The organism is Methylobacterium sp. Leaf104, assembly GCF_001422885.1.
Lineage (GTDB): Bacteria > Pseudomonadota > Alphaproteobacteria > Rhizobiales > Beijerinckiaceae > Methylobacterium.
The window spans coordinates 325,815-350,929 of sequence record NZ_LMMZ01000023.1 but is presented as its reverse complement, the minus strand read 5'-3'; the positions used below and the strand labels follow the sequence as shown (position 1 = coordinate 350,929).

Genomic DNA, 25,115 nt, shown 5'->3' with positions numbered 1-25,115 from the left:
CCCGTGGACATCCCCTCCCCGAAGGCATCGCCGGTGCGCCGGCGACGCGAAAGCGACGTGATGAGCCTCGTCAAACGCATCGGCCGCGCGCCCGCGGTCCAGCAGGCCCTCGGCATCCTCGCCGGCGGCTATCTCCGGCTCGTGCGGCGCACCAACCGCTTCACGGTGGAGCCGGCCGCGCCGGATGCCTGGCTCGACGGGCTCAGCCCCTTCATCGCCGGCATGTGGCACGGCCAGCACACGATGATCTCGTTCATGCGCCGGCCGCACGACCGGATCGCCACGATCATCTCGCGCTCGCCCGACGGCAACATCAACACCATCGCGCTCACCCGGATGGGCGTGCGGGTGATCCGGGCCTCCGGCGCCCGCGGCCGCGCCCTGCGGGACGCCAAGGCGAAGGGCGGGGCCGAGGGCCTGCGCGCCATGCTGCGCGCCCTGAAGGACGGCGAGTCGGTGGCCTTCAGCGCCGACGTGCCGAAGGTCTCGCGCCGGGCCGATGCCGGCATCCTCACCCTGGCGCGCTTCTCCGGCCGGCCGATCATCCCCGTGGCGGTGGTGACGAGCCGGCACTGGCGCTTCGACAGCTGGGACCGGGCCTGCCTCGGCCTGCCCTTCGGCCGGGGGGCGATGGTGTTCGGCGAGCCGATCTCCGTGCCGCGGGAGATCGAGCCGGACGCCCTCGAGGCCCTGCGCCTGCGGCTGGAGGCCGAGATGAACCGCGTCCACGACCGGGCCTACACCCTGGTCGGCCGGCCCGACCGGGTCGGTCCCCACGACCGCGTCGCCCATCCCGACCGGGTCGGGGCCGGCCCCGGCACCGGGGCGCCGGCATGACGGCGAAGGCCCCGCCCGTGACGGCGATCCTGCGGGCCTACCGCTCCGGGCTCTATCTCGGCGAACCGGCGGTGGCGGGCCTCCTCGCCTGGCGCGCGCGCCGGGGCAAGGAGGATCCCGGGCGCCTGGCCGAGCGGCGCGGGCTGCCCGGCCGGGCCCGGCCCGTCGGGCGCCTCGTCTGGATGCACGGGGCGAGCGTCGGCGAGGTCCTGTCCCTGGTCGGCCTCGTCGACGGCATGATCGCCCGCGGCTTCTCGGTGCTGGTGACCACCGGCACCCGCAGCGCGGCCGACCTGATCGGGCAGCGCCTGCCCGCCGGGGCCGTGCATCAGTACGTGCCCCTCGACGCGCCGCGCTGGGTCGACCGCTTCCTCGACCATTGGCGGCCCGACCTCGCCCTCGTCGCCGAATCCGAGATCTGGCCGAATACGATCCTGGGCCTGCACCGGCGCGGCATCCCGCTCCTTCTCGTCAACGGGCGGATGTCGGAGCGCTCGGCGAAGGGCTGGGCGCGGACGCCGCGCACCGCCGAGGCCCTCCTCGCCCGCATCGCGATCTGCCTGACCCAGACCGACGCGGATGCCGATCGCTTCCGCCGTCTCGGCGCGCCCCGCGTCAGCATCTCGGGGAATCTCAAATACGATTCCGAGGTGCCGCCGGCGGACGGCCAGCAGCTCGCCCATCTGCGCGACCTCATCGGCGACCGGCCCGTCTGGGTGGCGGCCAGCACCCATCCGGGCGAGGACGCCGTGGCCGCCCGGGCCCATGCCAGCCTGCGGGCGCGCTGGCCCCGGCTCCTCACCATCGTGGTGCCGCGCCACCCCCATCGCGGCGGCGACGTCGCCGCCTGCGCCGGGGCCGAGGGCCTGACGAGCGCCCGGCGCTCGCAGGGCGGTCGCCCCCATGGCGGCATCGACCTCTACGTCGCCGACACCCTGGGCGAGCTCGGCCTGTTCTACCGTCTCAGCCGCATCGTCTATCTCGGCGGCTCCCTGGTGCCCCATGGCGGCCAGAATCCGATCGAGCCGACGCGCCTGCGGGCCGCGGTGCTGCACGGCCCGCACGTCCACAACTTCACCCAGGTCTACGGCGCCCTCGACGGGGCCGGCGGCGCCCTGGCGGTGGCCGATGCCGACGCCCTGTCCGCGACCCTCGACGGCCTCCTCGGCGACCGCCCCCGCATCGAGGCGATGAACCGGGCGGGGGCCGCGGCGCTCCGGCCCTTCGAGGGCGCCGTCGTCCGCACCCTGGCGGTGCTCGATCCCTTCATCGCCCAGATGACCCTCAAGGCCATGGCGGCCTCGTGAGCGCCGGCTGATGCGCCCTCCCGCCTTCTGGGACGCGGCGCCCGGACACCCCGCCGCCCGCCTGCTCGCGCCGCTCGGGGCCCTCTACGGCCGGCACACCGCCGCGCGCATGGACCGTCCCGGGGCCGAAGCCCCCTGCCCCGTCCTCTGCGTCGGCAACTTCACCCTGGGCGGGGCCGGCAAGACCCCGACCGCCCTGGCGCTGGCCGCTTTGCTGCGGGCGCTGGGCGCCAACCCGGCCTTCCTGACCCGCGGCTATGGCGGGCGCCTCGCCGGGCCGGTCCGGGTCGATCCGGCCCGCCAAACCGCCGCCGAGACCGGCGACGAACCCCGGCTGCTGGCCCGGGCCGCCCCGACCATCCTCGCCCGCGACCGTCCGGCCGGCGCCGCCCTCTGCGTCCGCGAAGGCGCCGACGTCATCGTCATGGATGACGGCCTGCAGAACCCGAGCCTCGCCAAGACGCTGTCGCTGGCCGTGGTCGATGCCGGCGCCGGGCTCGGCAACGGGCGGCCCTTCCCGGCCGGCCCCCTGCGGGTGCCCCTCGCGCGGCAATGGCGCCACGTCCACGGGCTGGTGCTGATCGGGACCGGAGCGCGCGGCGAGGCCGTGGCCGAGGCGGCGCGAGCGCGCGGCCTGCCCGTCCACCGCGCCCGCCTGATCCCCGGCGCCGATCTCACGGGCCGCCGCGTCCTCGCCTTCGCGGGCATCGGCCGCCCGGGGAAATTCTTCGCGAGCCTCGAGGAGGCCGGCGCGACGATCGCCGGCCGCCGCGCCTATCCGGACCACCACGCCTACGACGCCGCGGACGAGGCCACCCTCGCGGCCGAGGCGGCGCGCCTGGGCGCCGACCTCGTCACCACCGAGAAGGACCACGTCCGCCTCGCCCCCCCCTTCGCCGCCCGTGTCGCGGTCCTGCCGGTCACCCTCGCCTTCGCCGACGAAGGCCCGCTGCGTGTGCGGTTGCGGAGCCTGATCGGATCGACGCCGGGATAGAGGAATGCGCCCGGTCCGCTCGGGGCGAAGACATCGGAGGGAGGCGGATCGGACAGGCGCGATGGGCGGGCGTCCCGCGGATGACGAAACACTGATTTCCGGCATCCGTCGCGATATCAGGCGGCCCGATCGGTCAAGATCGAAGCGCGTCTGCCTCGGGATCCGGAACGATCTGCGCGCTCGACGACGGCCTCGCCTCGGACGGTGCGCACGTCAGAGCCGGACGGTGTGTGTCGCCCCCCGGGAAGGGGTGGCGCTCGCATCGGATCGACCCCTCGCCGGAGCCGGGACGAGCAGGGATTCGGTCGTTGAGTCGCGCCCGACGGGTGCAAGCTCCACGCTCGCGGCGAGGGGCGTCACCCGAGGCCCGTCCGCACGCAAGATCGCTGTGGCGGGTTCGCCGCAAGCCGAAGCGCGACCTTCTCCGCGTCATGGCTCTCCTCGCGCTGTAGCGGCGCCCTGGTCGAACGACGAGGCGACCGGTCCCGACAGCCGAGAGCTCACCTTTCCGAACCGGCGCCCCCGGTTGAAAGCCGAGAAAGACAATTTCTTCGTTCGTGACCCGCCGAAAATCCAGAGTTGTGCATCCGAAGATTTCGCAGTTCGGAAATCCTGGAGCGTCCATCGCACGTCGAATGTCAGATTTTCGAACCTTTCCTTCGAGAATTCTGTTAGGACTAGCCATCCGGCTCATGAGATAGGGACACCTCCAGGTTCCTGCGGTGAACTCGTCAATCGAGAGAGACACCCCATGACCAGCGAGAAGCCCGATATGGAATTCTCGGACCTGACGGGTCGGGCGACCCAGGGCGGCGTCACCGTGACCGTCTATCGCCTCGCGGATACCCAGGATCCGTGGACGCTCGATGTCATCGAGCAGTCAGGTCGCTCGACCGTCCGGAGCATCACCTTCGCCTCCGATGGAGACGCGCTCGCGGCTTTCCCCGGTGCCGTCGAGGAAGGTGGCGGCATGCGCGCGGTCCTGGAACCGCTGCCAGTTCTCCACTGACACAACAAGCCACGTCCTCCGTTGCGCGTCGACGATCGAGCTCGGGCTCACGGCCCGGGCGTTCCTTCCTTGGAGAGAGCCCATGCGCATCCTTGTCGGCTGCGAAATGACCTACAGCTTTTCACAGCCCACGCCGGTCATCGCGATGCTCAATGTCCATGCGTCGCGGATCTCGGATCTGGAGCGTCCCGATCATCTCGTAGCCATCCCCTCCGTGCCGCTGGAGGGCTACCGCGACAGTTATGGGAACTGGTGTCAGCGGATGACGGCCCCGGCGGGCGCCTTCACGTTGAAGACCGAGACGATCGTGCGCGACGCGGGCCGCGGCGACCGGCCCGTGCCCGAGGCCACCGAGACGCCGATCGCGAAGCTCCCGACCGACAGCCTCCTGTTCCTGCTGGGCAGCCGCTACTGCGAGACCGACCGGCTTTCGCAGATCGCCTGGGATCTGTTCGGACACCTTCCCTCCGGCTGGAGCCGGGTTCAGGCGATCTGTGACTACGTCCATGACCGGATCACGTTCGGCTACGAACATGCCCGCCCGACACGAACCGCGTTCGACGTGTTCGAGGAACAGCAGGGTGTGTGCCGCGACTACGCACACCTCGCCATCGCGTTCTGCCGCTGCCTGAACATCCCGACCCGCTACTGCAACGGCTACGTCAGCGATATCGGACTCCCGCTGCCGCACGCACCGGGCGATTTCGCGGCGTGGATGGAGGTCTATCTCGATGGCCGCTGGCACACGTTCGACCCGCGCAACAACGCCTCTCGGGTCGGCCGCATCCTGATCTCCTACGGCCGGGACGCCGCCGACGTGCCCCTCACGCTGACCTTCGGCGCGAACGTGCTGACGAAGTTCCAGGTCACCACCGAGGAAGCCCCGAACGCCTCGTGAGGCGCCGTCGATCCATGCCGCCAGACCACCTCCCCTCGAATCCATCGGAAAGCAGATCCACCATGACTCAGCCCAACATGCTCGCCCAAAACGTCTCGATCGCAGATCTTGCTGGACGGAGAGCAGACCGGCTCGATTATCTCAAAGGCGTCTACCTCAACATGGTCCCCGATCAGGCCCGCAATCCGACGCTGCGCGTTCGCCTCAGTCGACTCGGGTCGGGCGTCCAGCCGGCCTACCGGATCGAGCGAGACGACACCGATGGCCAGACCGTCGTCATGGGCTTCTACCAGGGCGACAAGCACAAGCCCCTCGCCAAGAGGCTGCATGATTGTGATGGACCGACCTGGAGCAGTGAGACCATGAGCTACGTCGACCTTCGCACGTTGCACAACAGCGAGATCGGGGCTTGAGCCACTCATGATCGAATTCTTCGACAGAGCCGGCAGCGAGGCGGTCTTCTGCCACGACGGACACTCGCTTTATCTCTGGAGCGGCAAAGCTGCAGCCTTCATCCAGGACGATAAGGTCTACGCTTACGATGGCCGCTTCATTGGCTGGGCGGATCGCGGCTGGATCTCGGACGAGGACGGAGCCTGCCTCCTGTTCGAACACGACGCGGTCGGCGGCCCTCAGAAGTCCAAGCGGCAAGCGAAAACGATCCCTGGTCCGAGGGGCGTGAAGCCTGCCCGCGCCGGACTGCAGCCTGCACCGCCTCGTCCCGCCGCATCGACGGCATGGTCCGATCGCGTCTTTTCCGACCTGATCTGATCCCCACCGAACCCATCCGCGCGTCGCCGCTCCGGGTTGCTCGGCACGATCCTACGGTGACGCAATGTCGAGAGAAGAGGAATCTGCATGACCCCGACGAAGAAGCTTGCTCGTGTCCTGACCGACGAGGCGGAAGGCGGTTATCGATTGACGTTCGAAGCCTCGGACGGGGAGATCTTCCGGATCGTCGCCACCGAAGATCAGGTGAACGACCTTATCGACGAACTCGATGAACTGATCGGAGACGATGCCGATGAAAAGCCCGACCTCACCGATGAGGAGGAGCATGTCGGCGAGGAGCAGCCGTCATAGGCCAGGCTCGACCGATCGGGACGCTCGGCAGTCGTCGCTCCGGGCCGGTTCGCCTGTCTCAGGCCTCGTCACCGGGGCACGCCCAAGCGTGCAACAGGGCGAATGCCTGTCGAAGGTCCCATCCCGGACTTGTCAGCCCAGCGGCGAAGGCTCTCGTTTGCATCCCACCGGGTCGTTGAGGTCGGTCTGCCCGGACGACCCCATCCGCAGCGGCCGCTGCCTGAACGGAAGGATCACGAACCGCGCCGCTCGTGGCCCTGTCATCCGCGAAAGACCCTAGCCCGGCCGTCCGGTCTCGGCGAGGCGCTTCATCACTGCCTCGGGGCTGGCATAGGCCTCCTGCAGGGTCGCGCTCCAGTAGCGCAGGGCGTCGAGGGCGATCGCCTCGCCCGTCACGGCGCAGCGCACGAAGCTGCCGGGCTTGATCACCCGCATGGTGCCGTCGCCGTACTCCACCACCGCCTCGCCGGAGGCGCCGCGCTCGAAACGTCCCAACATGATCGTCTGCCTTCCGGGCTCCCGTCCGCTCCGTCATAGGAGCCGGGTCGCGCCCTGTCGATGCGGATCTCCGCGACGGAACCCGGCCCTCGACAGGCCCCCCACTTGGTGCCTAAGTCGGGCGATGCCGCGCAACGTTCCGCCCCGATGAATCCGGACCTGTCCCGCCTGTTCGAGGCCGCCCGCGCGGCGCAGGCGCGGGCCTATGCGCCCTATTCGCGCTTTCCCGTCGGCGCGGCGCTGCGCGACGAATCGGGCGCCGTCCATGCCGGCTGCAACGTCGAGAACGCGGCCTATCCGGTGGGGACCTGCGCCGAGGCCGGCGCCATCGCCGCCATGGTGGCGGCGGGCGGGCGCCGGATCGCCGCGATGCTGGTCCTCGGCCCGGGTCCCGGCCTCGTGACCCCCTGTGGCGCTTGCCGCCAGCGCATCCGGGAATTCGCCGGGCCCGAGGTCCGGGTCCACGTCGCCGACGAGGCGGCCATCCGCACCGCTTTCACCGTCGGGGCGCTGCTGCCCGATTCCTTCGGCCCGGACAACCTGGTGTCCCATGCGTGAGCCGGAGCCGGGCGTCCAGGCCGCCGCCGGCCTGCTGCGCGCGCGCGGGTTCGGCGGACCGTTCGCCTGTGCCATCGTCACCGGGACGGGTCTCGGCGGATTCGTGCGCGACCTCGACGCGACCCTCTCGGTATCCTACGCGCAGATTCCGGGGTTTCCGGCCCCGCGCGTCAGCGGCCATGGCGGCCGCCTCCATGCCGGGCGGCTGGCGGGGCGCCGGGTCCTCGTCCTCGAGGGGCGCGCCCACGCCTACGAGACGGGCGACGCCGCCGTCATGCGGGTGCCCCTCGGCGTCGCCCAAGTCCTTGGCGCAGAAGCGCTTCTCCTGACCAACGCCTCCGGCTCCCTGCGGCCGGCGGTCGGTCCCGGAAGCCTCGTGGCGCTCACCGACCACATCAACCTCTCCGGCCTCAACCCCCTGATCGGCGAGGCCGGCGACGCCCGCTTCGTGCCCATGGTCGGGGCCTACGACGCCGGCCTTCGTGCCCATCTCCTTGAAGCCGCACGGGAATCCGGCATCGCCCTGCACCAGGGGGTCTATGCCTGGTTCTCCGGCCCGAGCTTCGAGACCCCGGCGGAGGTCCGCATGGTCGGCCATCTCGGGGCCGATCTCGTCGGCATGTCGACGGTCCCCGAAGTCATCCTCGCCCGCTTCTACGGCCTGCCCGTCGCCGCCCTCTCGGTGGTGACCAACCTCGGCGCCGGCATCGGCGACGGCGATCCCCACCACGAAGAGACCAAGGCCGCCGCGGCCCGGGCCGGCGACGATCTCGCCCGCCTCGTCGCCGCCTTCGTCGCCCGCCTGTCCACGAGTGCTCCTCGATGACCGACGACGCCTCCATCGCCCGGCGCGCCCTGCCCCTTCTCGACCTCACCGACCTCGGCGAATCCTGCTCCGAGAGCGCCATCGACACGCTCTGCCGCGACGCACGGGCCAGCGTGGTCGCCGCCGTCTGCGTCTGGCCGCACTACGTGAGCCGCGCCGCCCGGCTGCTCACCGGCTCGCCGGTGCGCGTCGCCACCGTCATCAACTTCCCGGCCGGCGGCGACGACATCGAACGGGCCGTCGAGGACACGACCGAGGCGCTCGCCGACGGCGCCCATGAGATCGACCTCGTCCTGCCCTATCGCAGCTTCCTGGCCGGCAAGACCGGCCCGTCGGAGGCCATGCTCGCCGCGGTCCGAGACGTCTGCGATGCCGGTCGGCTGCTCAAGGTCATCCTGGAGACCGGCACGCTGGCGGCCCCGGAGGCGATCACCGCCGCGAGCCGCCTCGCCATCGACGCGGGGGCGGATTTCATCAAGACCTCCACGGGCAAGAGCCCGGTCTCCGCCACCCCGGCGGCAGCCGAGGCGATGCTCCTCGCCATCCGGGACCACGCCGCGGGGCATCCCGTCGGCCTCAAGGTCTCGGGTGGCCTGCGCAGCGTCGCCGATGCCGGAACCTACCTCGCCCTCGCGGACCGGATCATGGGACCGGACTGGATCTCGCCCCGGACCTTCCGCCTCGGCGCCAGCGGCCTGCACGGGGCCCTGGTCGCGGCCTCCGCCGAAGCCGCTCCATGAGGCTGCCTCAGGAACTCATCCGCGCCAAGCGTGACGGCGGGGAGATCCCGCCCGACGAGATCGCGGGCTTTGTCCTTGGCCTGACGGAGGGACGGGTCACCGAGGGACAGGCCGCCGCCTTCGCCATGGCGGTCTATTTCCGCGGTTTGTCGCGGTCGGAACGCGTGGCGCTGACCCGGGCGATGACCGAGTCCGGCACCGTCCTGAGGTGGGACCTGCCCGGGCCCGTCCTCGACAAGCACTCGTCTGGCGGGGTCGGCGATGCCGTCAGTCTCGCGCTCGCGCCCATGGTCGCGGCCTGCGGTGGCTACGTGCCGATGATCTCGGGACGCGGTCTCGGGCATACCGGCGGCACGCTCGACAAGCTTGCGAGTATCCCCGGCTACGACGCGATGCCGGGTCTCGACCGCTTCCGGCGGGTCACTGCGGAGGTCGGCTGCGCCATCATCGGGCAGACGGCGGATCTCGCGCCGGCGGATCGGCGCCTCTACGCCATCCGCGACGTGACCGGAACGGTCGAGTCCCTCGACCTGATCACCGCCTCCATCCTGTCGAAGAAGCTCGCCGCCGGCCTCGATGGACTCGTGATGGATGTGAAGGCGGGCTCTGGAGCGTTCATGGCCGAGCGTGCGCAGGCCCAGGACCTTGCGCGCAGCATCGTCGATGTCGCGGGCGGGGCGGGCCTGCGCACGGTGGCGCTGATCACCGACATGGATTCGCCCCTCGCCTCAGCCGCCGGAAACGCCTTGGAGGTCACCTACACTCTCGACTATCTGACCGGCCGCGCCCGCGAGCCGGCCTTCCACGCGGTCACGCTGGCGCTTGCCGCCGAGATGCTGGTGGTCGGCGGTCTCAGCCCCGACCTCGCGGAAGCCTCCATGCGGCTGGAGGAGGCTCTGAATTCGGGACGCGCGATCGAGATCTTCGCCCGGATGGTCGCTGGGCTCGGAGGCCCGGTCGATTTCGTCGAACGAACGGGGGCTTACCTGCCGCCGTCGCCGGTGGTGCGGACCGTTCTGGCGGAAGCGGACGGCTTCGTCGCCTCCGTCGCGACGCGGGAGTTGGGGATCGCGGTGATCGCGCTCGGCGGGGGGCGGACCCGGCCGCAGGACGACATCGATCCGCGCGTCGGCCTCACCGATCTGCCGCGCGTGGGAGCCAGAATCGCCCGCGGTCTGCCGCTCGCGACGATCCATGCCCGGGATATCCAGACGGCCGAGCGTGCCGAAGCCATCCTGCGGTCGGCGTATCGCATTGCGCCGGCGCCGTCCGGGTCAGGACCCGCAATCCTGGAGCGGATTACAGGATAGGCTGATGCTGAGCTCGCACGCCGAGCTCAGAGCGCCACGACCGCGGCGCTCAGTAGTCGTAGCGGCCGTGTCCACGGTGATGATGGTGGTGATGGTGGTGCCGGTCCCAACCACGGTGATGATCCCATCCGTGATGGCGGTGACCCCAGCCGTGATGGCGGCGATGGTGGCCATAGCCGTGATCGTGATGATGGTGCCGATGATGGCCCCAGTCGCGGTGGCCATCCCAATACTGGACAGATGTGACGACGCTCTGCGGATCGCCATGGATGGGCGCGGTCAGAGGCGCGGACTGCGCCGTGGTCGCTGCGAAACCACCGGCGAGGCTCATCGCGACGAACAGGACCTTCAGTCCCCGAGAGGAGGCTGCGCGTGAAGTGGTCATCGTGAAACTCCTGTTGCGATCGCGAAGGTGAATGGCACCCCTCGGATCATGAATAGGAGGTCAGCACTGAACCGGGCCTGATGGCGCCCTTCAGCCTGCGTTCGGGAAAGCCCTGTTGCGCTTATGGCCGCCGATAGACCCAGACGCGGGCCGGCGGCAGGTTGAGCCAGACCCGGTTCGAGCGGCTGGCGGTATAGGTGCCGGCATCGCAACGCGCCGGGATCGGCGGAACTACGGCGTAGGTGAATTGCACGAAGGGCGCGCTCGGATGCATCATCTCGTGGGCGGCGTTCAGGAGATCGAGGCGCTGTTCCAGCGGCTTCGTGAACAGCGGCAGACTCGAGACCATTGCCGCCGCCTTCTCCGTCAGCATCGCGCCGAAGGTCTCGCGAATGTTGTAGGCGTCGCCCCGCAGGACGGTGGCTCGGGGGAAGCGCTTCTGCAGCAGCTTGCAGAAGTCGGGATTGTACTCGACCAGGATCAGACGCTCCTGTTCAATGCCGCGACGGATCAAGGCCTCGGTGACGGGGCCAGTCCCCGGACCGAGCTCAATCACGGGTCCACCGACGCGCGGATCGACATAGGAAGCCATCGTGCGGGCAAGCATCCTGCCCGACGGCGTTACGGCCCCTGTAACGAGGGGCCGCTCGAACCAGGAACGCAGAAAGCGAGCCTCGTCCTCCAGCGGGTCCCGCTTCGTACGGCTGGCACCGGAGGCGAGGTCGGCTTTTGCGCTGGAGCGGCGTAGCGGCGGCAAGACCCTATGTCCTCAGATCACGGGTTGGGAAGGAAAGGCTAGACGACGAAGCTCTCCGGCAGTCAAGCTTGCAACTCTCGAACACGCCCCAGCGCTCACAAGGATCGCGCAAGCGGTGCCAGACCGCCACATGCGATAACCGTGGCCGAACGACTTTTGATCCGCAGGATATTGCAAGTCTACGTCCTGGCCGCTCCACCGAGCCCATCGAAGAAATCCTTGACCTTGGAGAAGAAGCCCGCGCTCTCCGGGTGGTTCTCGTCAGATGCCGACTGATCGAACTCCTGGAGCAGTTCGCGCTGGCGCTTCGAGAGGTTCTGCGGGGTCTCGACGAAGACCTGGATGTAGAGGTCGCCCACATCCCGCGAGCGCAGTACCGGCATGCCTTTCCCCTTGATGCGGAACTGCTTCGCGGTCTGGGTCCCAGCGGGGATGCGGACCTGGGTCTGCGAGCCGTCGATAACCGGCACGGTGATCTCGCCCGATAGCGCTGCTGTCACCATTGAGATCGGGACGCGGCAGAACAGATCCGCCCCATCGCGCTGAAAGAACTCGTGCGGTTTGATCGAGAGGAAGACGTAGAGATCTCCCGCCGGGCCTCCGCGGAGGCCCGTCTCACCCTCCCCAGCCAAGCGAATGCGCAGGCCATCATCGACACCGGCCGGAACGTTGATCGACAAGGTGCGATCGCGCGTCACCCGGCCCGCGCCGCTGCAGGCGCCACAGGGATCATCGATCATTTCACCACGACCGTGGCAGTTCGGACAGGTCCGCTCGATCGCGAAGAAGCCTTGCGCCGCGCGGACGCGGCCGTAGCCGCCACAGGTTTGGCATGGACGCGGCTTGGATCCGGCCTTGGCTCCCGAGCCCGAGCAGACCTCGCAGGTGACCGAGGTGGCCATCTTGACGGTCTCGGCCTTACCGCTGAAGGCCTCTTCCAGGGAGATCTCGAGATTGTAGCGCAGGTCCGCGCCGCGCTCGCGGGTCGGGCCTCCACGTGCCCCACCGCGCCCGGCAGCGGCGCCGGCCCGACCGTCGCCGAAGAAGTTGTCGAAGATGTCCGACATGAAGTCACCGAACTCGTTGCCGAATCCGGGGCCGCCGGCGCCACCCTGCTGAAAGGCGGCGTGGCCGAAGCGGTCGTAGGCGGCGCGCTTCTGTCCGTCCGAGAGGCACTGATAGGCCTCGTTGATTTCCTTGAATTTGAGCTCCGCCTCCGCATTCCCCGGATTCCGGTCGGGGTGGTAGGTCATGGCGAGCTTGCGGAAGGCGACTTTCATCTCGCCGTCGGTCGCGGTCTTGGAGACGCCCAGGATCTCGTAATAGTCCCGCTTCGACATTCCCGTCCTCAAAGTCCACCGGCGCGCCGATCCAACGAGATCGCGCCGTCCTCGTCACACGCGGTGCTCTTGATACCCGCTCGGCTCCGCCCATGGCGCCAGCCGGACATGGCACGGGGCCGGATCGCTCCGGCCCCGTCCTCAGATGCAGGCGTTATGCCCGCTTCTTCTGGTCCTTGTCATCGACTTCCTGGAAGTCGGCGTCGATGACATCGTCCTTCTTCGCCTCGCCAGTACCAGCTTCGGCACCCGCCTCACCGGCCTGATTGGCGGCGTACATCGCCTCTCCGAGCTTCATCGAGGCCTGCATCACGTCAGTGGTGCGTGCCTTGATGACCTCCACGTCGTCTCCGTCAAGGGCCGTGCGGAGTGCCGTGATCGCGGTCTCGATGGCGCCCTTGTCGTCGGACGAGACCTTGTCACCGTACTCCTTGACCGACTTCTCGGTGGCGTGGATCAAGCTTTCGCCCTGGTTCTTCACCTCGACGAGCTCGCGGCGCTTCTTGTCCGCCTCGGCATTCGCCTCGGCGTCCTTGACCATCCGCTCGATGTCGGCGTCCGAAAGACCGCCGGAGGCCTGGATGCGGATCTGGTGCTCCTTGTTGGTCGCCTTGTCCTTGGCCGTCACGTTCACGATGCCGTTGGCGTCGATGTCGAAGGTCACCTCGATCTGCGGCATGCCGCGCGGGGCCGGCGGAATGCCCATCAGGTCGAATTGGCCGAGCAGCTTGTTGTCGGCCGCCATTTCGCGCTCACCCTGGAAGACCCGGATGGTGACCGCGTTCTGGTTGTCTTCCGCCGTCGAGAAGGTCTGGGACTTTTTCGTCGGAATCGTGGTGTTGCGATCGATCAGGCGGGTGAACACGCCGCCGAGCGTCTCGATGCCGAGGGAGAGCGGGGTCACGTCGAGGAGCAGTACGTCCTTGACGTCGCCCTGGAGCACGCCGGCCTGGACCGCTGCGCCGATGGCAACGACCTCATCCGGGTTGACGCCCTTGTGGGGCTCCTTGCCGAAGAAGGACTTCACGACTTCCTGGATCTTCGGCATGCGGATCATGCCGCCGACCAGAACCACCTCATCGATCTCGGAAGCCGAGACGCCGGCGTCCTTGAGTGCCTTGCGGCACGGCTCGATCGTGCGCTGAACCAGATCGTCAACCAGGGATTCGAACTTGGCACGGCTGAGCTTGAGCGCGAGATGCTTCGGGCCTGTTGCATCGGCTGTGATGTAGGGCAGGTTGATCTCGGTCTGCGTCGCCGAGGACAGCTCGATCTTGGCCTTCTCAGCGGCCTCCTTGAGACGCTGAAGGGCAAGCTTGTCCTTCGTCAGGTCGATACCCTGCTCGCGCTTGAACTCGCTCGTCAGGTACTCGACCACGCGGTTGTCGAAGTCCTCGCCGCCGAGGAAGGTGTCGCCATTGGTGGACTTCACCTCGAACACGCCGTCACCGATCTCGAGGATCGAGACGTCGAAGGTGCCGCCGCCGAGGTCGTAGACCGCGATGGTGCCGGCCTTCTTCTTGTCGAGACCATAGGCGAGCGCGGCCGCAGTCGGCTCGTTGATGATGCGCAGCACCTCCAGGCCGGCGATCTTGCCAGCATCCTTGGTGGCCTGGCGCTGAGCGTCATTGAAGTAGGCGGGTACCGTGATGACCGCCTGCGTCACGGGCTGGCCGAGATGCGCCTCGGCCGTCTCCTTCATCTTCTGGAGAGTGAAGGCGGAAATCTGGGAGGGGGAATATTTCTTACCATCAGCCTCGACCCAGGCGTCGCCGTTGTCGCCACGGACGATCTTGTAGGGGACGAGACCCTTGTCCTTCTGCGTCATCGGATCGTCGTAGGTGCGACCGACGAGACGCTTGATCGCGAAGAAGGTGCGCTCGGGGTTCGTGACTGCCTGACGCTTGGCCGGCTGGCCGACGAGACGCTCGCCTTCGTCGGTGAACGCGACGATGGACGGCGTGGTGCGCGCGCCTTCCGAATTCTCGACGACCTTGGGCTGCGTGCCTTCCATGACGGCCACGCAGGAATTGGTGGTGCCGAGGTCGATACCGATTACCTTACCCATGGTGGGATCCCTCTGTTGTCGTTTGGTCAAGCAGACCGCCGAGCCCCGAAGCAGCTCGGCCCATGGCTGTGCAAAACTGATTGTGTGAGAACGGGTTTGGGCACCGGTTCGCACCCCGGAACGGTGCAGAGCCGGGTCTTAATCCCGCGTCTCGGCCGATATAAGAAGGGTGTCGCGACGCCGCAAGGCGACGCACCGCGACGACGTGCATCGGAACCGTTCGATCTGCGTTATCCCCTTCATCGGCCTGGGCTTCGGGCGACATTCGAATGTCCTAAAGGCCGTTCGCGTGCCCATGGAGCTGGCATCGCTCACCGAACCCTGATCGATGATAACCACCATCGCCGCCGTGGCAGGTTGGTTCGCACATGGTAAGTCGTGTGTGAACGTGCTTGGCTGCGCATCCCGCCGCCTCCACGGAAATGGGCCCGAAAGTCTCGATGCGTCTGACCCGCGTACTCCTTCTCCTGCCAGTGCTGGCATCAGTCCCGCACCCGGCCTGTGCGCAATCGTTTTTCGAGGAATTGTTCGGGATCGGGCGGGCGGCCAGGCCGCCCGTGCCACCGCGTGGGGTTCCCAGCGCTCCGCCCGCGCCGGTGCCGAGTGCGCCGACTGACTCCGTCCCGCCGTCCACCGTCGAGGCGCCCAGGGCGCCACCGGTTCCACGACAGCCCGTCGTTCTGAAGGCTCCGTCCGAGGACAACGTGATGGGGCAGGAATTGCTGCTCAACGGGCTCAACGGCAGCCTGAAGCTGGAGCGCGCGGGCACTGGAGCCACGGCGCGCATCGTGCTGCCGGGTAACAAGATCTCGCAGCCGGTGGAGACCTGCAAGGTGCCGCTGAACGCCGGCTCGCCGCTGACTCTCTCGTCGGAAGGGCGACCCGAGGGCGTAGGCCGGTTCGAGGTTTCGGGGGGCGAGTGTCCCCTGAGACTCGATGTGCTCGAGGGGGCCGTTCTGGTGCAGTCGCTCTCCGGTTCCGTTTGCACCTTCGCGGCGGCCGATTGCGCGACGACACCGACCGGCCTCTGGGGACCAGCCGCCGCGACACTCATCACACGGGCCGGCGAGTTTGAGGCCTCACGGGGGGGCGCCGACCGTGCAGTGCGCGAGAACTACAAGCTGATGAGCCAGCGCCTGCGCGGTCCCGAGCTCCGCCCCGTCGTGACCGAGCAGGCGGCCTTCTCCTCAGATCGCGAGCAGATGTGCCGAACCTATGCCCGCGAGGGCGCGCACGGGTTTTGCAACCTGCGCTTCACCGAGGCGCGGGCCCTCGCTCTCGCTACCCGCCTCGGTGTCAACACCAGCACCGCGGCACCGAGCGCCTCGGCGGCCCCGCCGCGCCCGCGACGCAAGCCGCCGGTCGAAGGCATGAACCCTGATTCGGGTAGCACGCCCTTCGCCGATCAATAGCCAGGAATGCTCAGCCGTGGCCGGCGCTGACCGAGAGCATCGCCAGGTCGATGCCGTTGTTGCGCAGCGTGCGATCGTACTTGGCGTCGAGGGCGGTGTGGAAGATCATGTCGGGGTCGGCGGGGCAGACCAGCCAGCCGTTGGCCAGGATCTCGTTCTCCAGCTGTCCCGCCTGCCAGCCGGCATAGCCGAGGGCCAGGACCGCGCTGGCCGGTCCGTCTCCCGCCGCGATCGCCCGGAGGATGTCCACCGTCGCCGTGAGGCAGATCCCATCGTCGATGATCAGCGTCGACTGATCGATGTGGAAGTCGTCGGTGTGGAGCACGAAGCCGCGCTTCGCGTCCACAGGACCGCCCATCAGCACCGGCATATGACCTACGCGCTCGCGCAGCCGGATCGCGTCCGTCTCGCTCGCGATGTCGAGCTGAATCAGCAGATCGGGCATGTTCAGGTCGGAGACGGCTTTGTTAAGGATGATCCCCATCGCCCCATCGGCCGAGTGCGCGCACAGATAGATCACCGACCGGGCGAAGCGCGAATCCGTCATGCCCGGCATCGCCACGAGGAACTGACCGTCGAGATAGGCGGGGTCACCCGCACGGGCCTGTGAACGCTGCATCAACCCATGCTACGCGGGCAGGCCGCATTGTCCAGGGCATGGCACGGCATCGGATCGATATCCATTGCTTTGCGGCGATCGAACCTCGACAGGCTAACCCCCGCGAGCTAGACGGTTTTCCGTGTGTCGGAACGTCGTGCCGGCCGCGCGCAACGATGTGACAAGGACCGAGACGCCGCTTGTGCGGATGCCTCGACGATCTCAAGGAGACGACGGATGACCATTCAGGTTGGCGACCACCTCCCCCAGGTCACGTTTCGCGTGAGTGGGGCGGACGGTCCGGAAGCCAAGACCACCGACGACCTGTTCAAGGGCCGCCGCGTCGTTCTCGTCGGCGTGCCCGGTGCGTTCACGCCGAGCTGTCATCGCAATCACCTGCCCGGCTTCGTCGAGAAGCAGGCCGAGATCAAGGCGCGGGGCGTCGACGCCATCGCGATCACTTCGGTCAATGACGTGTTCGTGCTGGATGCGTGGCAGAAGGCGAGCGGCGCCGAGGCGCTCGAGTTTCTTGCCGACGGCAATGCCGAATTCGCCAAGGCCGTCGGCCTCGATATGGACGGCGCCGGCTTCGGCCTCGGCACCCGTTCGAAGCGCTATGCCATGCTCGTCGAGGACGGTGTCGTGCGCATTCTCAACGTGGAAGACTCTCCGGCCAAGACGGAGCTTTCCGGCGCTGAGGCGCTCCTCAAGGTCATCTGACCATTCGCCGGCCGATGCCGCACATCCGTCGGCATCCGGCCACACCATCCGAGATGCCGGAAGGCGGGCCGGAAGGGATCGCCGATCGATCCGCGGAGACAGTCAGGAACGCCGGTCCGAGACGGCCCGGCCGTAGTCTCGAGCATCGATCACGCTGCGATGGAATGTCAGCCGGCGGTCGTATTCCAGCGGGTCCTTCGGCTGGACCAAGGCGCCGGCCGGCACGTTAAGCCAGTCGACGAGTCGGGTCAGCATGAAGCGGAGGGCCGCTCCCCGGCACAGGATCGGCAGTGCCGCGACCTCCGCCGGAACGAGAGGGCGCACTGCCTCGTAGCCGGCGATCAGGGCCGCCCCCATGTCGCGGTGGAACGTGCCGTCGGCCTCGAAGCACCAAGCATTGAGACAGATCGCCAAGTCGTACGCGAACGCGTCGGTACAGGCGAAATAGAAGTCGATCAGCCCCGACAACTCATCGCCGATGAAGAACACGTTGTCGGTGAAGAGGTCGGCGTGGATCACGCCGGATGGCAGGCCGGTCGGCCAGGAAGCCTGGAGGACGGCGAGATCGGCGAGGACCCGGTCGGTGAGTCCAAGTGATACGGTGTCCGCCTGGGGTTCCGCGAGGCGGAATAGTGGTTCCCAGGCGTCCACAGACAGGTTGTTGGCCCGTTGCATGCCGAAATCTGCGCCTGCAGCGTGCAGGCCGGCAAGGGCGCGGCCGAGTGCGCGGCAATGATCCAGGCCGGGCCGCTTCACCGAGACGCCGTCGAGGAAGGTGACGATGACCGCGGGCCGCCCGCAGAGCTCTCCGAGCGCCACGCCCGCGCGGTCACGGATTGGCTGCGGACAGGCGAGTCCCCGCGCGGCGAGGTGCTCCATCAGGTTGAGGAAGAACGGCAGGTCGTCGGCCCGGACCCGCTTCTCGTAGAGCGTGAGGATGAACGAGCCACCCGTGGTGTGGAGGTAAAAGTTGGTGTTCTCAACACCTTCGGCGATGCCTTTGTAGGAGAGCAGCGTGCCGATGTCGTAGGCGGACAGGAAGGCGGTCAGCGCCGCGTCGGAGACCTCGGTGTAGACAGCCACGTCACGTTCGCTTGAATTTTCGGGGACGAAATGGACAGGGGCGCCGAACGGCGCCCCTGCTGATGATTGGTGTTCCTGACGGCCTCAAGCCTATTCGGCGGCCTCGCTGCGCAGTTCGCGCGGCAGTGGGAAGGACATGTCCTCGACGACCGTCGAGACCGTGTCCACCGTCACGGTGTAGCGAGCCGCGAAGGCATCAATGATTTCTTCCACCAGCACTTCCGGAGCGGACGCGCCAGCCGTGAGGCCGAGCTTGCGGATGCCTTCGAAGGCGGGCCAGTCGATTTCCTCGGCGCGGAGCACCAGACGGGTGATCGGACAGCCGACGCGCTCGGCGACTTCGCGCAGGCGCTGCGAGTTCGAGGAATTCGAGGAGCCTACCACGATGACCGCATCGACGAGCGGCGCCACCTGCTTCACCGCCTCCTGGCGGTTGGTGGTGGCGTAGCAGATGTCGTCCTTGTGCGGACCAGTGATGGTCGGGAACTTCTTCTTCAGCGCCTCGACGATGTGGTGCGTGTCGTCAACCGACAAGGTCGTCTGCGTCACCCAGGCAAGGTTGTCGCGGTTCTCCGGCTCCAGGGCAGCGATCTGTTCCAGATCCTCGACCAGGGTGATCGAGCCCTTGGGCAACTGACCCATGGTGCCGACCACCTCGGGGTGCCCGGAATGGCCGACCAGCAGCACGTGGCGACCGCGCTTGTGGTGGATCTCCGCTTCGCGGTGGACTTTGGTCACCAGGGGGCAGGTGGCGTCGATGGTGGTGAGGCCGCGGGAATCCGCATTGTGCGGCACAGTCTTGGCGACGCCGTGGGCCGAGAAGATCACCGGAGCGGAGCCGTCCGGAACCTCGTCGAGCTCGCGCACGAACACGGCGCCCTTCCGCTTCAGGCTCTCGACCACGTACTTGTTGTGGACGATCTCATGGCGAACGTAGACCGGGGGTCCGTAGATGGCGAGTGCCCGCTCGACGACATCGATTGCCCGCACGACACCGGCACAGAACCCGCGCGGTGCGCAGAGCAGGATCTCCAGGGGCGGCTTGACCGCATCGCTGGGGGCGGGGGAAGTCGTCAGATTCGCGTCGCTCATGATAGCCGGGATGTGGCGAGGCGGGGGAGCCCCTGTCAACCTGTCATAGCGGAAAACTCCTGCGCGGGCACCCAAGGTCCCATGAAAGCGGGTCCGCGTGGCACGCAGGACCCGGAAGGTCCCATGGAAATCGGCTTCAGGCCGCTTGGGTGGACGTTGCCGCCGCGCATTCGTCGAGGGAAGCCTCCAGCATCGGGATCATGCGCGGGTCGGCACACTGGGCCACGTTGAAGCGCAGGTAATTGTTGCCGAGCGATGATGGGCTGAAGGCGCCCCCCGGGGCGAGAACGAGCCCGCGCGCGAGGGCGTGTCGGGCGACGTCCGCCGAATCTGCGCCGACGGGCAAACGCATCCAGAGGAAGAATCCACCGGACGGCTCCAGCCAGGCACTCAGTCCGCATCCCTCCAGCCGCCGCAGGGCCGGCGCCATCGCCCGCCCCAGTTTCTCTCGCACTTCCGAGAGGTGCCGACGGTAGGTCCCGTCGGTGAGAAGGCCGTGCATGAGGCTCGCCGACAGGTGGCTGTTGCCCAGGCTCATGGCGAGCTTGAGGTCGATGAGGGGCTCCATCCAATCCTCGCGCAGCGCGATGTACCCGCAGCGGACGGCCGCCGAGAGCGTCTTCGAGAAGCTGCCGATCTGAATCACGCGCTCCAGCCCGTCAAAGCCCGCGAGCCGCGGGGACGGTTCACCTTCAAAATCGCCGAAGATGTCGTCCTCAATGATGAGGGTGTCATGCACTTCGGCCAGCTTCAGGATGCGGTGCGCGATCGCCGGTGCCAGTGTTGATCCCGTCGGGTTTTGGAGCGCGGAGTTGATGACGTAGAAGCGCGGCCGGTGCTCGGCCAGCAAAGTCGCGAGAGCATTGAGGTCCGGGCCGTTCGGCGTCATCGGAACGCCGACGATACGCGCGCGCTGTGCGCGAAGCAGGCCGTGGTAGTTGAAGTAACAGGGGTCATCCACCAGCACGGTGTCGCCCGGTTCGAGAAGGAACCGACAGAGTAGGTCGAGGGCCTGCGTCGCGGAGTCGATCAGGACGACCTGATCGGCCCCGGCCTCGACCCCCCTCTCCGCCAACCGACGGGCGATCTGCGCGCGCAGCGGCGGGAAGCCGAGGGGTTGGTCGTGCGAGACGAGGTTTGTCTCCGAGCCGCGTGCGAGCTGGCGCAGTCCGCGCCGGATCGCGTCATCGGGCATCCAGGAGGGCGGCAGCCAGCCGGAGCCAGGCATCACCAGGTCGGGGCCGGCCTGCATGGACTGGCGCGTGATCCAGAGCGGGTCCACTGCCCGATCGAGTTGCGGACCCACCGTTTTGAGGCAGAGCGGACGCGTCTTGCCCGACACGTAGAAACCCGAGCCTCGTCGCGCCACGATGGCACCCTCCGCACCCAATCGATCGTAGGCGTCAACCACCGTCGATTTCGACACGCCCATCGCCGCCGCGAAGGCGCGGACCGAGGGCAGGCGAGCGCCCGGCATCAGCTGGCGGCTCGCGATCCGCTCCGTGATCGCTGCCGCGACAGTCTTGACCAAAGTGGACGCTGACAGGGATGAGGCCTTCATCTGTCCTGTTCCTGGTACCGGACAATTTGATCATATCGTACTGGATTGTCCCTGTCTCGACCAGAAGCCTGCCCGCATGGTTCCGACATCGACACGCGCATCAGGAAAGGACGCGCATCATGGACGGCTTCACCACTCGGCCCATTGCATCCGTCACCCAAGGCAGGACCTCGGCCACCCTGACGTCGGTCAAGGCATGGCTGTTGGGTGTGGCGGCGGCGGCCGCCGCCGGGATGTCGCGCGCCGCGATCAATCGCCGGGTCGTGCGGCAATTGTCGGTGATGTCGGACCGCGAACTCCGGGACATCGGTCTCGTCCGTCAGGACGTCCTCGATTCTGAACTCTTGCTCCTGGAAGGCGATGCGTCGAGCTTCCTAGTGGGTCGCCGAAACGAGCGCCGGGCAGGCCGTCGGGTCCCGCGCGGTCAGTGGCCGCCGCGACGCGCCTGAGACGGACTCTGAGCGGGTGCTGATTCGCACTGCGGAAGGCTTACCGGGGTGTTTGCGGGAGCCTGCCCCGTCTCCCCGGACGTGACGGCTGGTCTCCCACTGGTTAAGACGGGGCCGCTGGCACGCTTGGATCGCTCCGAACGGATCCGGCCTTCGCCGCCTTGGATTCCCATCCAACCTCGGATTTTCATGGCAAGCGCCGCGACCCACGTCAGCTTCCTTCCCCCCGTGCTGACGTTCCTGTCGGCGGCGGTGATCGGCGTGCCGATCTTCCGCCTCATCGGTCAGAGTGCCGTTCTCGGCTATCTCGTGGCCGGTGTGGTGATCGGGCCCTTCGGCTTCTCGCTGATCGCGGAGCCCGAAACAGCCGCGAGTGTCGCCGAACTCGGTGTCGTACTGCTGCTCTTCATCGTCGGTCTCGAATTGCAGATTTCCCGGCTCGTCTCGATGAGAAGGGACATTTTCGGTCTCGGCACCGCCCAGCTGATCGTCTGCTCGGCGGCCCTGGCAGGGGTCGGTATCCTCATGGGCGCCAAGCCCTCGGCGAGCCTCGTCATCGGCATCGCGCTGGCGCTCTCGGCCACCGCCGTCGCCCTTCAGTTGCTGGAGGAGCGCGGTGACATGGGAACGCCCTATGGCGGGCGGGCCTTCGCGGTGCTGCTGTTCCAGGACATTTCCGTCGTCGCCATCCTGGCGCTGATGCCCCTGGCCGCCTCGTCCGGCACGGGCGGTGGCGACGGCTGGCTCCTCTCGGCCCTGCAATCCACCGGTACCGTGGGCGCGGCGATCCTGGCCGTGGTGCTGGTCGGGCGCTACGGACTCAACCCCTTCTTCGGTCTGCTGGCGGCCAGCGGCGCCCGCGAGGTCATGACGGCAGCCGCTCTCCTCGTGGTGCTCGGCACTGCGATGCTGATGGAGCATGTCGGCCTGTCGATGGCGATGGGGGCGTTCCTGGCCGGCGTACTGCTGGCCGAATCCAACTTCCGCCACCAGCTCGAAGCCGATATCGAGCCGTTCCGCGGCATGTTGCTCGGCCTCTTCTTCATGAGCGTGGGCATGTCGATCGACGGCGGCCTGCTCAAGGCCGAATGGCCCACCCTGGTCGGGGCGACGGCGGGCGCGATCCTGCTGAAGGTCGCCCTCGTGGCCGGCCTGTTTCGCCTGTTCGGCTCACCCTGGCTCGACGCTGTGCGGGGCGGTGCCATCCTGGCGCCGGCCGGCGAATTCGCCTTCGTGCTGCTGCCGGCAGGGGGAGAGCTCGGCCTCGTCGACCCGGCCAGCACCCGCTTTGCGGTGGCGCTCGCGGCGCTGACCATGCTGGTCGGTCCGGTGGCGGCGAAGGCTCTCGATGCCGTGCTCGCCAGGCGCCCCGAAGGCCCCGAAGCGATGCCGGAAGCCATCGAGAGCACGGAGGCCCGCGTCCTGGTCATCGGCTTCGGTCGCTTCGGCCAGATCCTCACGCAAGTGCTTCTCGCCGAGGGCATCAGCGTCACGGTGATCGACAAGGACGTCGAGCAGATCCGCAGCGCCGCGCGCTTCGGGTTTCGTATCTATTACGGTGACGGCACCCGCCTCGACGTGCTGCGTGCCGCCGGAATTGGGCGAGCCGAACTCGTCTGCGTCTGTGTCGACGACTCCGAGGCCGCGCTCAAGATCGTCGATATCGTGCATGAGGAATTCGCGAGCGTGCGCAGCTATGTGCGGGCCTATGATCGGATGCACGCTGTCGAACTCATGAATCGGGACGTCGACTTCCAGCTGCGCGAGACGGTGGAATCCGCCCTCGCCTTCGGGCGTGCCACCCTGGAAGGCCTCGGCCTCGGCGCCGAGGCGGCCGCCGCGACCGCCGAGGACGTACGGAAGCGCGACGTCGCCCGGCTCGTGCTGCAGCAGGCGGGGGCGCTTCCGGACGCGATGACCTGGGCGCGCGGCCTCAACGAGATCAAGCCGGAGCCGTTGACCGAGCCGAAGAGGCCCTCGCGCGCACTCAACGCCGAGACCCGCGACATCATCGGATCCCAGCGGAGAGAGGCGGCCACCCGGACTCTGGAGCCCCAGGACGCGCAGAACGACGAGCACCAAGATGCCCGCACGGATGCCTGAGGCGACATCCGGTTCGGCGCGGTTCGTCGAGGGCTCCATCCTGCGTCACGTGGTGACGATGAGCGCCACCGGCTCGGTCGGGCTGATGGCAATCTTCGTCGTCGACTTTCTGTCCCTGCTCTACGTCTCCAAGCTCGGCAATCCAACGCTGACAGCGGCCGTGGGCTTTGCCACCATCGTCCAATTCTTTGCCATCGCTATCAATATCGGCCTGATGATCGCGGCCGGGGCGCTGGTCTCGCGGGCGATCGGGGCCGGTGACGCGGAGGGAGCCCGGCGCCTCGCTACCTCGGGAACCATCCAGGGCATCGTCGTCTCCGGTCTCCTCGTCTTGGCGATGCTCCCGTTCCTACCCACCTTCCTCGGTTGGATCGGCGCCGATGCCGAGACCCTGCCGGTGGCGACCCGCTTCCTCTGGATCACCCTGCCCTCCAACCTGCTGATGGGACCGGGGATGATGTTCTCCGGCCTGCTGCGCGCGGTCGGGGCCGCCCGTCAGGCCATGTACGTTACCCTCGGCGGCGCTATCGTCACCGCCGGTCTCGATCCGCTACTGATCTTCGGCGCCGGTCTGGGCGTCGATGGGGCAGCCATTACCACCTGCCTTGCCCGGGCCACCTTCGCGGTCATCGGCCTATGGGGCGTGCGACAGCATCGCATGCTCGCTCGCCCGAACCTCACCGGCGTCATCGCCGACGCGCCCATCGTCATGCGGATCGCCCTGCCGGCGGTGCTGACGAACCTCGCCCCATCGGTGGCAAGTGCGTTCATCGCTCATGCGCTGGCGCAGTTCGGCGCTGTGGCGGTGGCCGGCAACGTCGTGGTCGACCGCCTCACTCCCGTGGCCTTCGGTGGCCTCTTCGCCATGTCGGGCTCGATCGGCCCGATCCTCGGCCAGAACTGGGGGGCGGCCCGCTTCGACCGGATGCGCGGCGTCTTGCGCGACGGCACCCTGGTGACCGCCGCCTACGTGCTGGTCGTCTGGGTTGCGCTGATCCTGGGAGCCGGTCCCCTGACCCGTCTCTTCGCCCTCGAAGGCGTCGCGGCGGACCTGTTCGGGTTCTTCTGTATGGTCAGCGGAGGCGTCTGGTTCTTCACCGGGCTCCTGTTCCTGGCCAACGCCTCGTTCAACAACCTCGGATTCCCGTTCTACTCCACTGCCCTGAACTGGGGGCGCGCCACCCTCGGCACCGTGCCGCCGGCCCTGATCGGCGCGCATTTCTACGGTCCGAAGGGTGTCATTGCCGGGGTTGGCTTCGGTTCCGTCCTCTTCGGCCTCGTCGGTATCACCCTCGCCTTCCGCACGGTGGTCACCCTAGAGCGGCGCGCCGGTACCGCAGCCCGCCAACTCGACGCCGCGGAGCCGCCCAATCCCGGCACGGATGCAGCGCGGGCTGCCGCACCGGCGCAATCGGGAGCGCTGGTCTGAACGCCGCCACTCGTCAGACTTCTCCGCGAACAACGCCTCAGGACCGTGCCGAAGCCGT

Annotated in this window: 26 protein-coding genes; 17 read left to right on the top strand and 9 right to left on the bottom strand. The window is 68.0% G+C overall.

Annotation, left to right across the window (positions count from 1 at the left end):
* The first annotated feature begins 60 nt into the window (after positions 1-60).
* The 8 genes from ASF49_RS14160 (at position 61) to ASF49_RS14125 (ending at position 6,128) form a co-directional block, all read left to right on the top strand.
* Positions 61-837: a lysophospholipid acyltransferase family protein gene (locus ASF49_RS14160; RefSeq protein ID WP_056473813.1), complete on the top strand. Its 777-nt coding sequence runs from the start codon at positions 61-63 to the stop codon at positions 835-837.
* Positions 834-2,144 carry a 3-deoxy-D-manno-octulosonic acid transferase gene (locus tag ASF49_RS14155; protein ID WP_056473811.1) on the top strand — a complete coding sequence of 437 codons (1,311 nt, stop codon included), beginning with the start codon at positions 834-836 and terminating at the stop codon, positions 2,142-2,144. The genes ASF49_RS14160 and ASF49_RS14155 overlap by 4 nt, the downstream gene beginning before the upstream one ends.
* Before the next feature lie 10 nt (positions 2,145-2,154).
* The gene (lpxK, locus tag ASF49_RS14150) at positions 2,155-3,138 is read left to right on the top strand and encodes a tetraacyldisaccharide 4'-kinase (RefSeq protein ID WP_056473808.1); all 984 of its coding nucleotides are present in this window, start codon (positions 2,155-2,157) and stop codon (positions 3,136-3,138) included.
* A gap of 751 nt (positions 3,139-3,889) precedes the next feature.
* Positions 3,890-4,147 (top strand): hypothetical protein, encoded by a 258-nt coding sequence (locus ASF49_RS14145; protein ID WP_056473806.1) that lies wholly within the window; start codon positions 3,890-3,892, stop codon positions 4,145-4,147.
* Positions 4,148-4,229: 82 nt separating this feature from the next.
* Positions 4,230-5,045 carry a transglutaminase-like domain-containing protein gene (locus ASF49_RS14140; RefSeq protein ID WP_056473804.1) on the top strand — a complete coding sequence of 272 codons (816 nt, stop codon included), beginning with the start codon at positions 4,230-4,232 and terminating at the stop codon, positions 5,043-5,045.
* 62 nt (positions 5,046-5,107) lie between these two features.
* Complete coding sequence (locus ASF49_RS14135; RefSeq protein ID WP_056473803.1) at positions 5,108-5,458, top strand: hypothetical protein; 351 nt, start codon at positions 5,108-5,110, stop codon at positions 5,456-5,458.
* Positions 5,459-5,465: 7 nt separating this feature from the next.
* Positions 5,466-5,816: a 4-fold beta flower protein gene (locus ASF49_RS14130; RefSeq protein ID WP_056473801.1), complete on the top strand. Its 351-nt coding sequence runs from the start codon at positions 5,466-5,468 to the stop codon at positions 5,814-5,816.
* Between the two features lie 87 nt (positions 5,817-5,903).
* Positions 5,904-6,128: a hypothetical protein gene (locus tag ASF49_RS14125; RefSeq protein WP_056473799.1), complete on the top strand. Its 225-nt coding sequence runs from the start codon at positions 5,904-5,906 to the stop codon at positions 6,126-6,128.
* A gap of 276 nt (positions 6,129-6,404) precedes the next feature.
* Here the strand turns inward: ASF49_RS14125 and ASF49_RS14120 are convergent, their stop codons facing one another.
* Complete coding sequence (locus ASF49_RS14120) at positions 6,405-6,626, bottom strand: DUF2093 domain-containing protein (RefSeq protein WP_056473797.1); 222 nt, start codon at positions 6,624-6,626, stop codon at positions 6,405-6,407.
* A gap of 147 nt (positions 6,627-6,773) precedes the next feature.
* On the opposite strand from ASF49_RS14120, the gene ASF49_RS14115 reads away from it, so the two are divergent.
* From ASF49_RS14115 to deoA, 4 genes are read left to right on the top strand one after another with little or no spacing between them, the layout of a single operon-like run.
* Positions 6,774-7,184 carry a cytidine deaminase gene (locus tag ASF49_RS14115; protein ID WP_056473795.1) on the top strand — a complete coding sequence of 137 codons (411 nt, stop codon included), beginning with the start codon at positions 6,774-6,776 and terminating at the stop codon, positions 7,182-7,184.
* Positions 7,177-8,010 (top strand): purine-nucleoside phosphorylase, encoded by an 834-nt coding sequence (locus tag ASF49_RS14110; RefSeq protein ID WP_056473793.1) that lies wholly within the window; start codon positions 7,177-7,179, stop codon positions 8,008-8,010. Before ASF49_RS14115 ends, ASF49_RS14110 begins: the two co-directional genes overlap by 8 nt.
* A complete protein-coding gene (deoC, locus tag ASF49_RS14105; protein ID WP_056473792.1) occupies positions 8,007-8,750 on the top strand; it encodes a deoxyribose-phosphate aldolase in 744 nt (247 codons plus the stop codon). The genes ASF49_RS14110 and deoC overlap by 4 nt, the downstream gene beginning before the upstream one ends.
* Positions 8,747-10,060 (top strand): thymidine phosphorylase, encoded by a 1,314-nt coding sequence (gene deoA, locus ASF49_RS14100; protein WP_056473789.1) that lies wholly within the window; start codon positions 8,747-8,749, stop codon positions 10,058-10,060. The genes deoC and deoA overlap by 4 nt, the downstream gene beginning before the upstream one ends.
* A gap of 49 nt (positions 10,061-10,109) precedes the next feature.
* Here deoA and ASF49_RS23140 read toward each other — a convergent pair whose 3' ends face one another.
* From ASF49_RS23140 to dnaK, 4 genes are all read right to left on the bottom strand, one after another.
* On the bottom strand, positions 10,110-10,445 hold the full coding sequence (locus tag ASF49_RS23140) for a hypothetical protein (RefSeq protein WP_082511274.1): 336 nt from the start codon (positions 10,443-10,445) through the stop codon (positions 10,110-10,112).
* Between the two features lie 121 nt (positions 10,446-10,566).
* Positions 10,567-11,202, bottom strand: a complete 636-nt coding sequence (locus ASF49_RS14090; RefSeq protein ID WP_056473785.1) for a class I SAM-dependent methyltransferase — start codon at positions 11,200-11,202, stop codon at positions 10,567-10,569.
* A 179-nt stretch (positions 11,203-11,381) separates the two neighbouring features.
* Positions 11,382-12,542: a molecular chaperone DnaJ gene (gene dnaJ / locus ASF49_RS14085; protein ID WP_056473782.1), complete on the bottom strand. Its 1,161-nt coding sequence runs from the start codon at positions 12,540-12,542 to the stop codon at positions 11,382-11,384.
* A 154-nt stretch (positions 12,543-12,696) separates the two neighbouring features.
* On the bottom strand, positions 12,697-14,610 hold the full coding sequence (gene dnaK / locus ASF49_RS14080) for a molecular chaperone DnaK (protein WP_056473781.1): 1,914 nt from the start codon (positions 14,608-14,610) through the stop codon (positions 12,697-12,699).
* Positions 14,611-15,050: 440 nt separating this feature from the next.
* Between dnaK and ASF49_RS14075 the strand changes: the two genes are divergently transcribed.
* Positions 15,051-16,022, top strand: coding sequence for a hypothetical protein (locus tag ASF49_RS14075; protein ID WP_056473778.1), 972 nt, complete (start codon positions 15,051-15,053; stop codon positions 16,020-16,022).
* 10 nt (positions 16,023-16,032) lie between these two features.
* On the opposite strand, the gene ASF49_RS14070 is transcribed toward ASF49_RS14075, so the two are convergent.
* The gene (locus ASF49_RS14070) at positions 16,033-16,641 is read right to left on the bottom strand and encodes a YqgE/AlgH family protein (protein ID WP_056473776.1); all 609 of its coding nucleotides are present in this window, start codon (positions 16,639-16,641) and stop codon (positions 16,033-16,035) included.
* A 216-nt stretch (positions 16,642-16,857) separates the two neighbouring features.
* On the opposite strand from ASF49_RS14070, the gene ASF49_RS14065 reads away from it, so the two are divergent.
* Positions 16,858-17,340 (top strand): peroxiredoxin, encoded by a 483-nt coding sequence (locus tag ASF49_RS14065; protein WP_056473774.1) that lies wholly within the window; start codon positions 16,858-16,860, stop codon positions 17,338-17,340.
* A 102-nt stretch (positions 17,341-17,442) separates the two neighbouring features.
* On the opposite strand, the gene thrB is transcribed toward ASF49_RS14065, so the two are convergent.
* The 3 genes from thrB to ASF49_RS14050 form a co-directional block, all read right to left on the bottom strand.
* Positions 17,443-18,423, bottom strand: a complete 981-nt coding sequence (gene thrB / locus ASF49_RS14060) for a homoserine kinase (RefSeq protein WP_056473773.1) — start codon at positions 18,421-18,423, stop codon at positions 17,443-17,445.
* Between the two features lie 90 nt (positions 18,424-18,513).
* Positions 18,514-19,515: a 4-hydroxy-3-methylbut-2-enyl diphosphate reductase gene (gene ispH, locus ASF49_RS14055; RefSeq protein ID WP_156653009.1), complete on the bottom strand. Its 1,002-nt coding sequence runs from the start codon at positions 19,513-19,515 to the stop codon at positions 18,514-18,516.
* A 136-nt stretch (positions 19,516-19,651) separates the two neighbouring features.
* Positions 19,652-21,076: an aminotransferase-like domain-containing protein gene (locus ASF49_RS14050; RefSeq protein ID WP_056473770.1), complete on the bottom strand. Its 1,425-nt coding sequence runs from the start codon at positions 21,074-21,076 to the stop codon at positions 19,652-19,654.
* Positions 21,077-21,195: 119 nt separating this feature from the next.
* Between ASF49_RS14050 and ASF49_RS14045 the strand changes: the two genes are divergently transcribed.
* The 3 genes from ASF49_RS14045 (at position 21,196) to ASF49_RS14035 (ending at position 25,057) form a co-directional block, all read left to right on the top strand.
* Complete coding sequence (locus ASF49_RS14045) at positions 21,196-21,525, top strand: DUF1127 domain-containing protein (protein ID WP_056473767.1); 330 nt, start codon at positions 21,196-21,198, stop codon at positions 21,523-21,525.
* A gap of 189 nt (positions 21,526-21,714) precedes the next feature.
* Positions 21,715-23,628: a monovalent cation:proton antiporter-2 (CPA2) family protein gene (locus ASF49_RS14040; protein WP_056473766.1), complete on the top strand. Its 1,914-nt coding sequence runs from the start codon at positions 21,715-21,717 to the stop codon at positions 23,626-23,628.
* Positions 23,621-25,057, top strand: coding sequence for an MATE family efflux transporter (locus tag ASF49_RS14035; protein ID WP_200930051.1), 1,437 nt, complete (start codon positions 23,621-23,623; stop codon positions 25,055-25,057). The genes ASF49_RS14040 and ASF49_RS14035 overlap by 8 nt, the downstream gene beginning before the upstream one ends.
* Positions 25,058-25,115 lie beyond the last annotated feature (58 nt).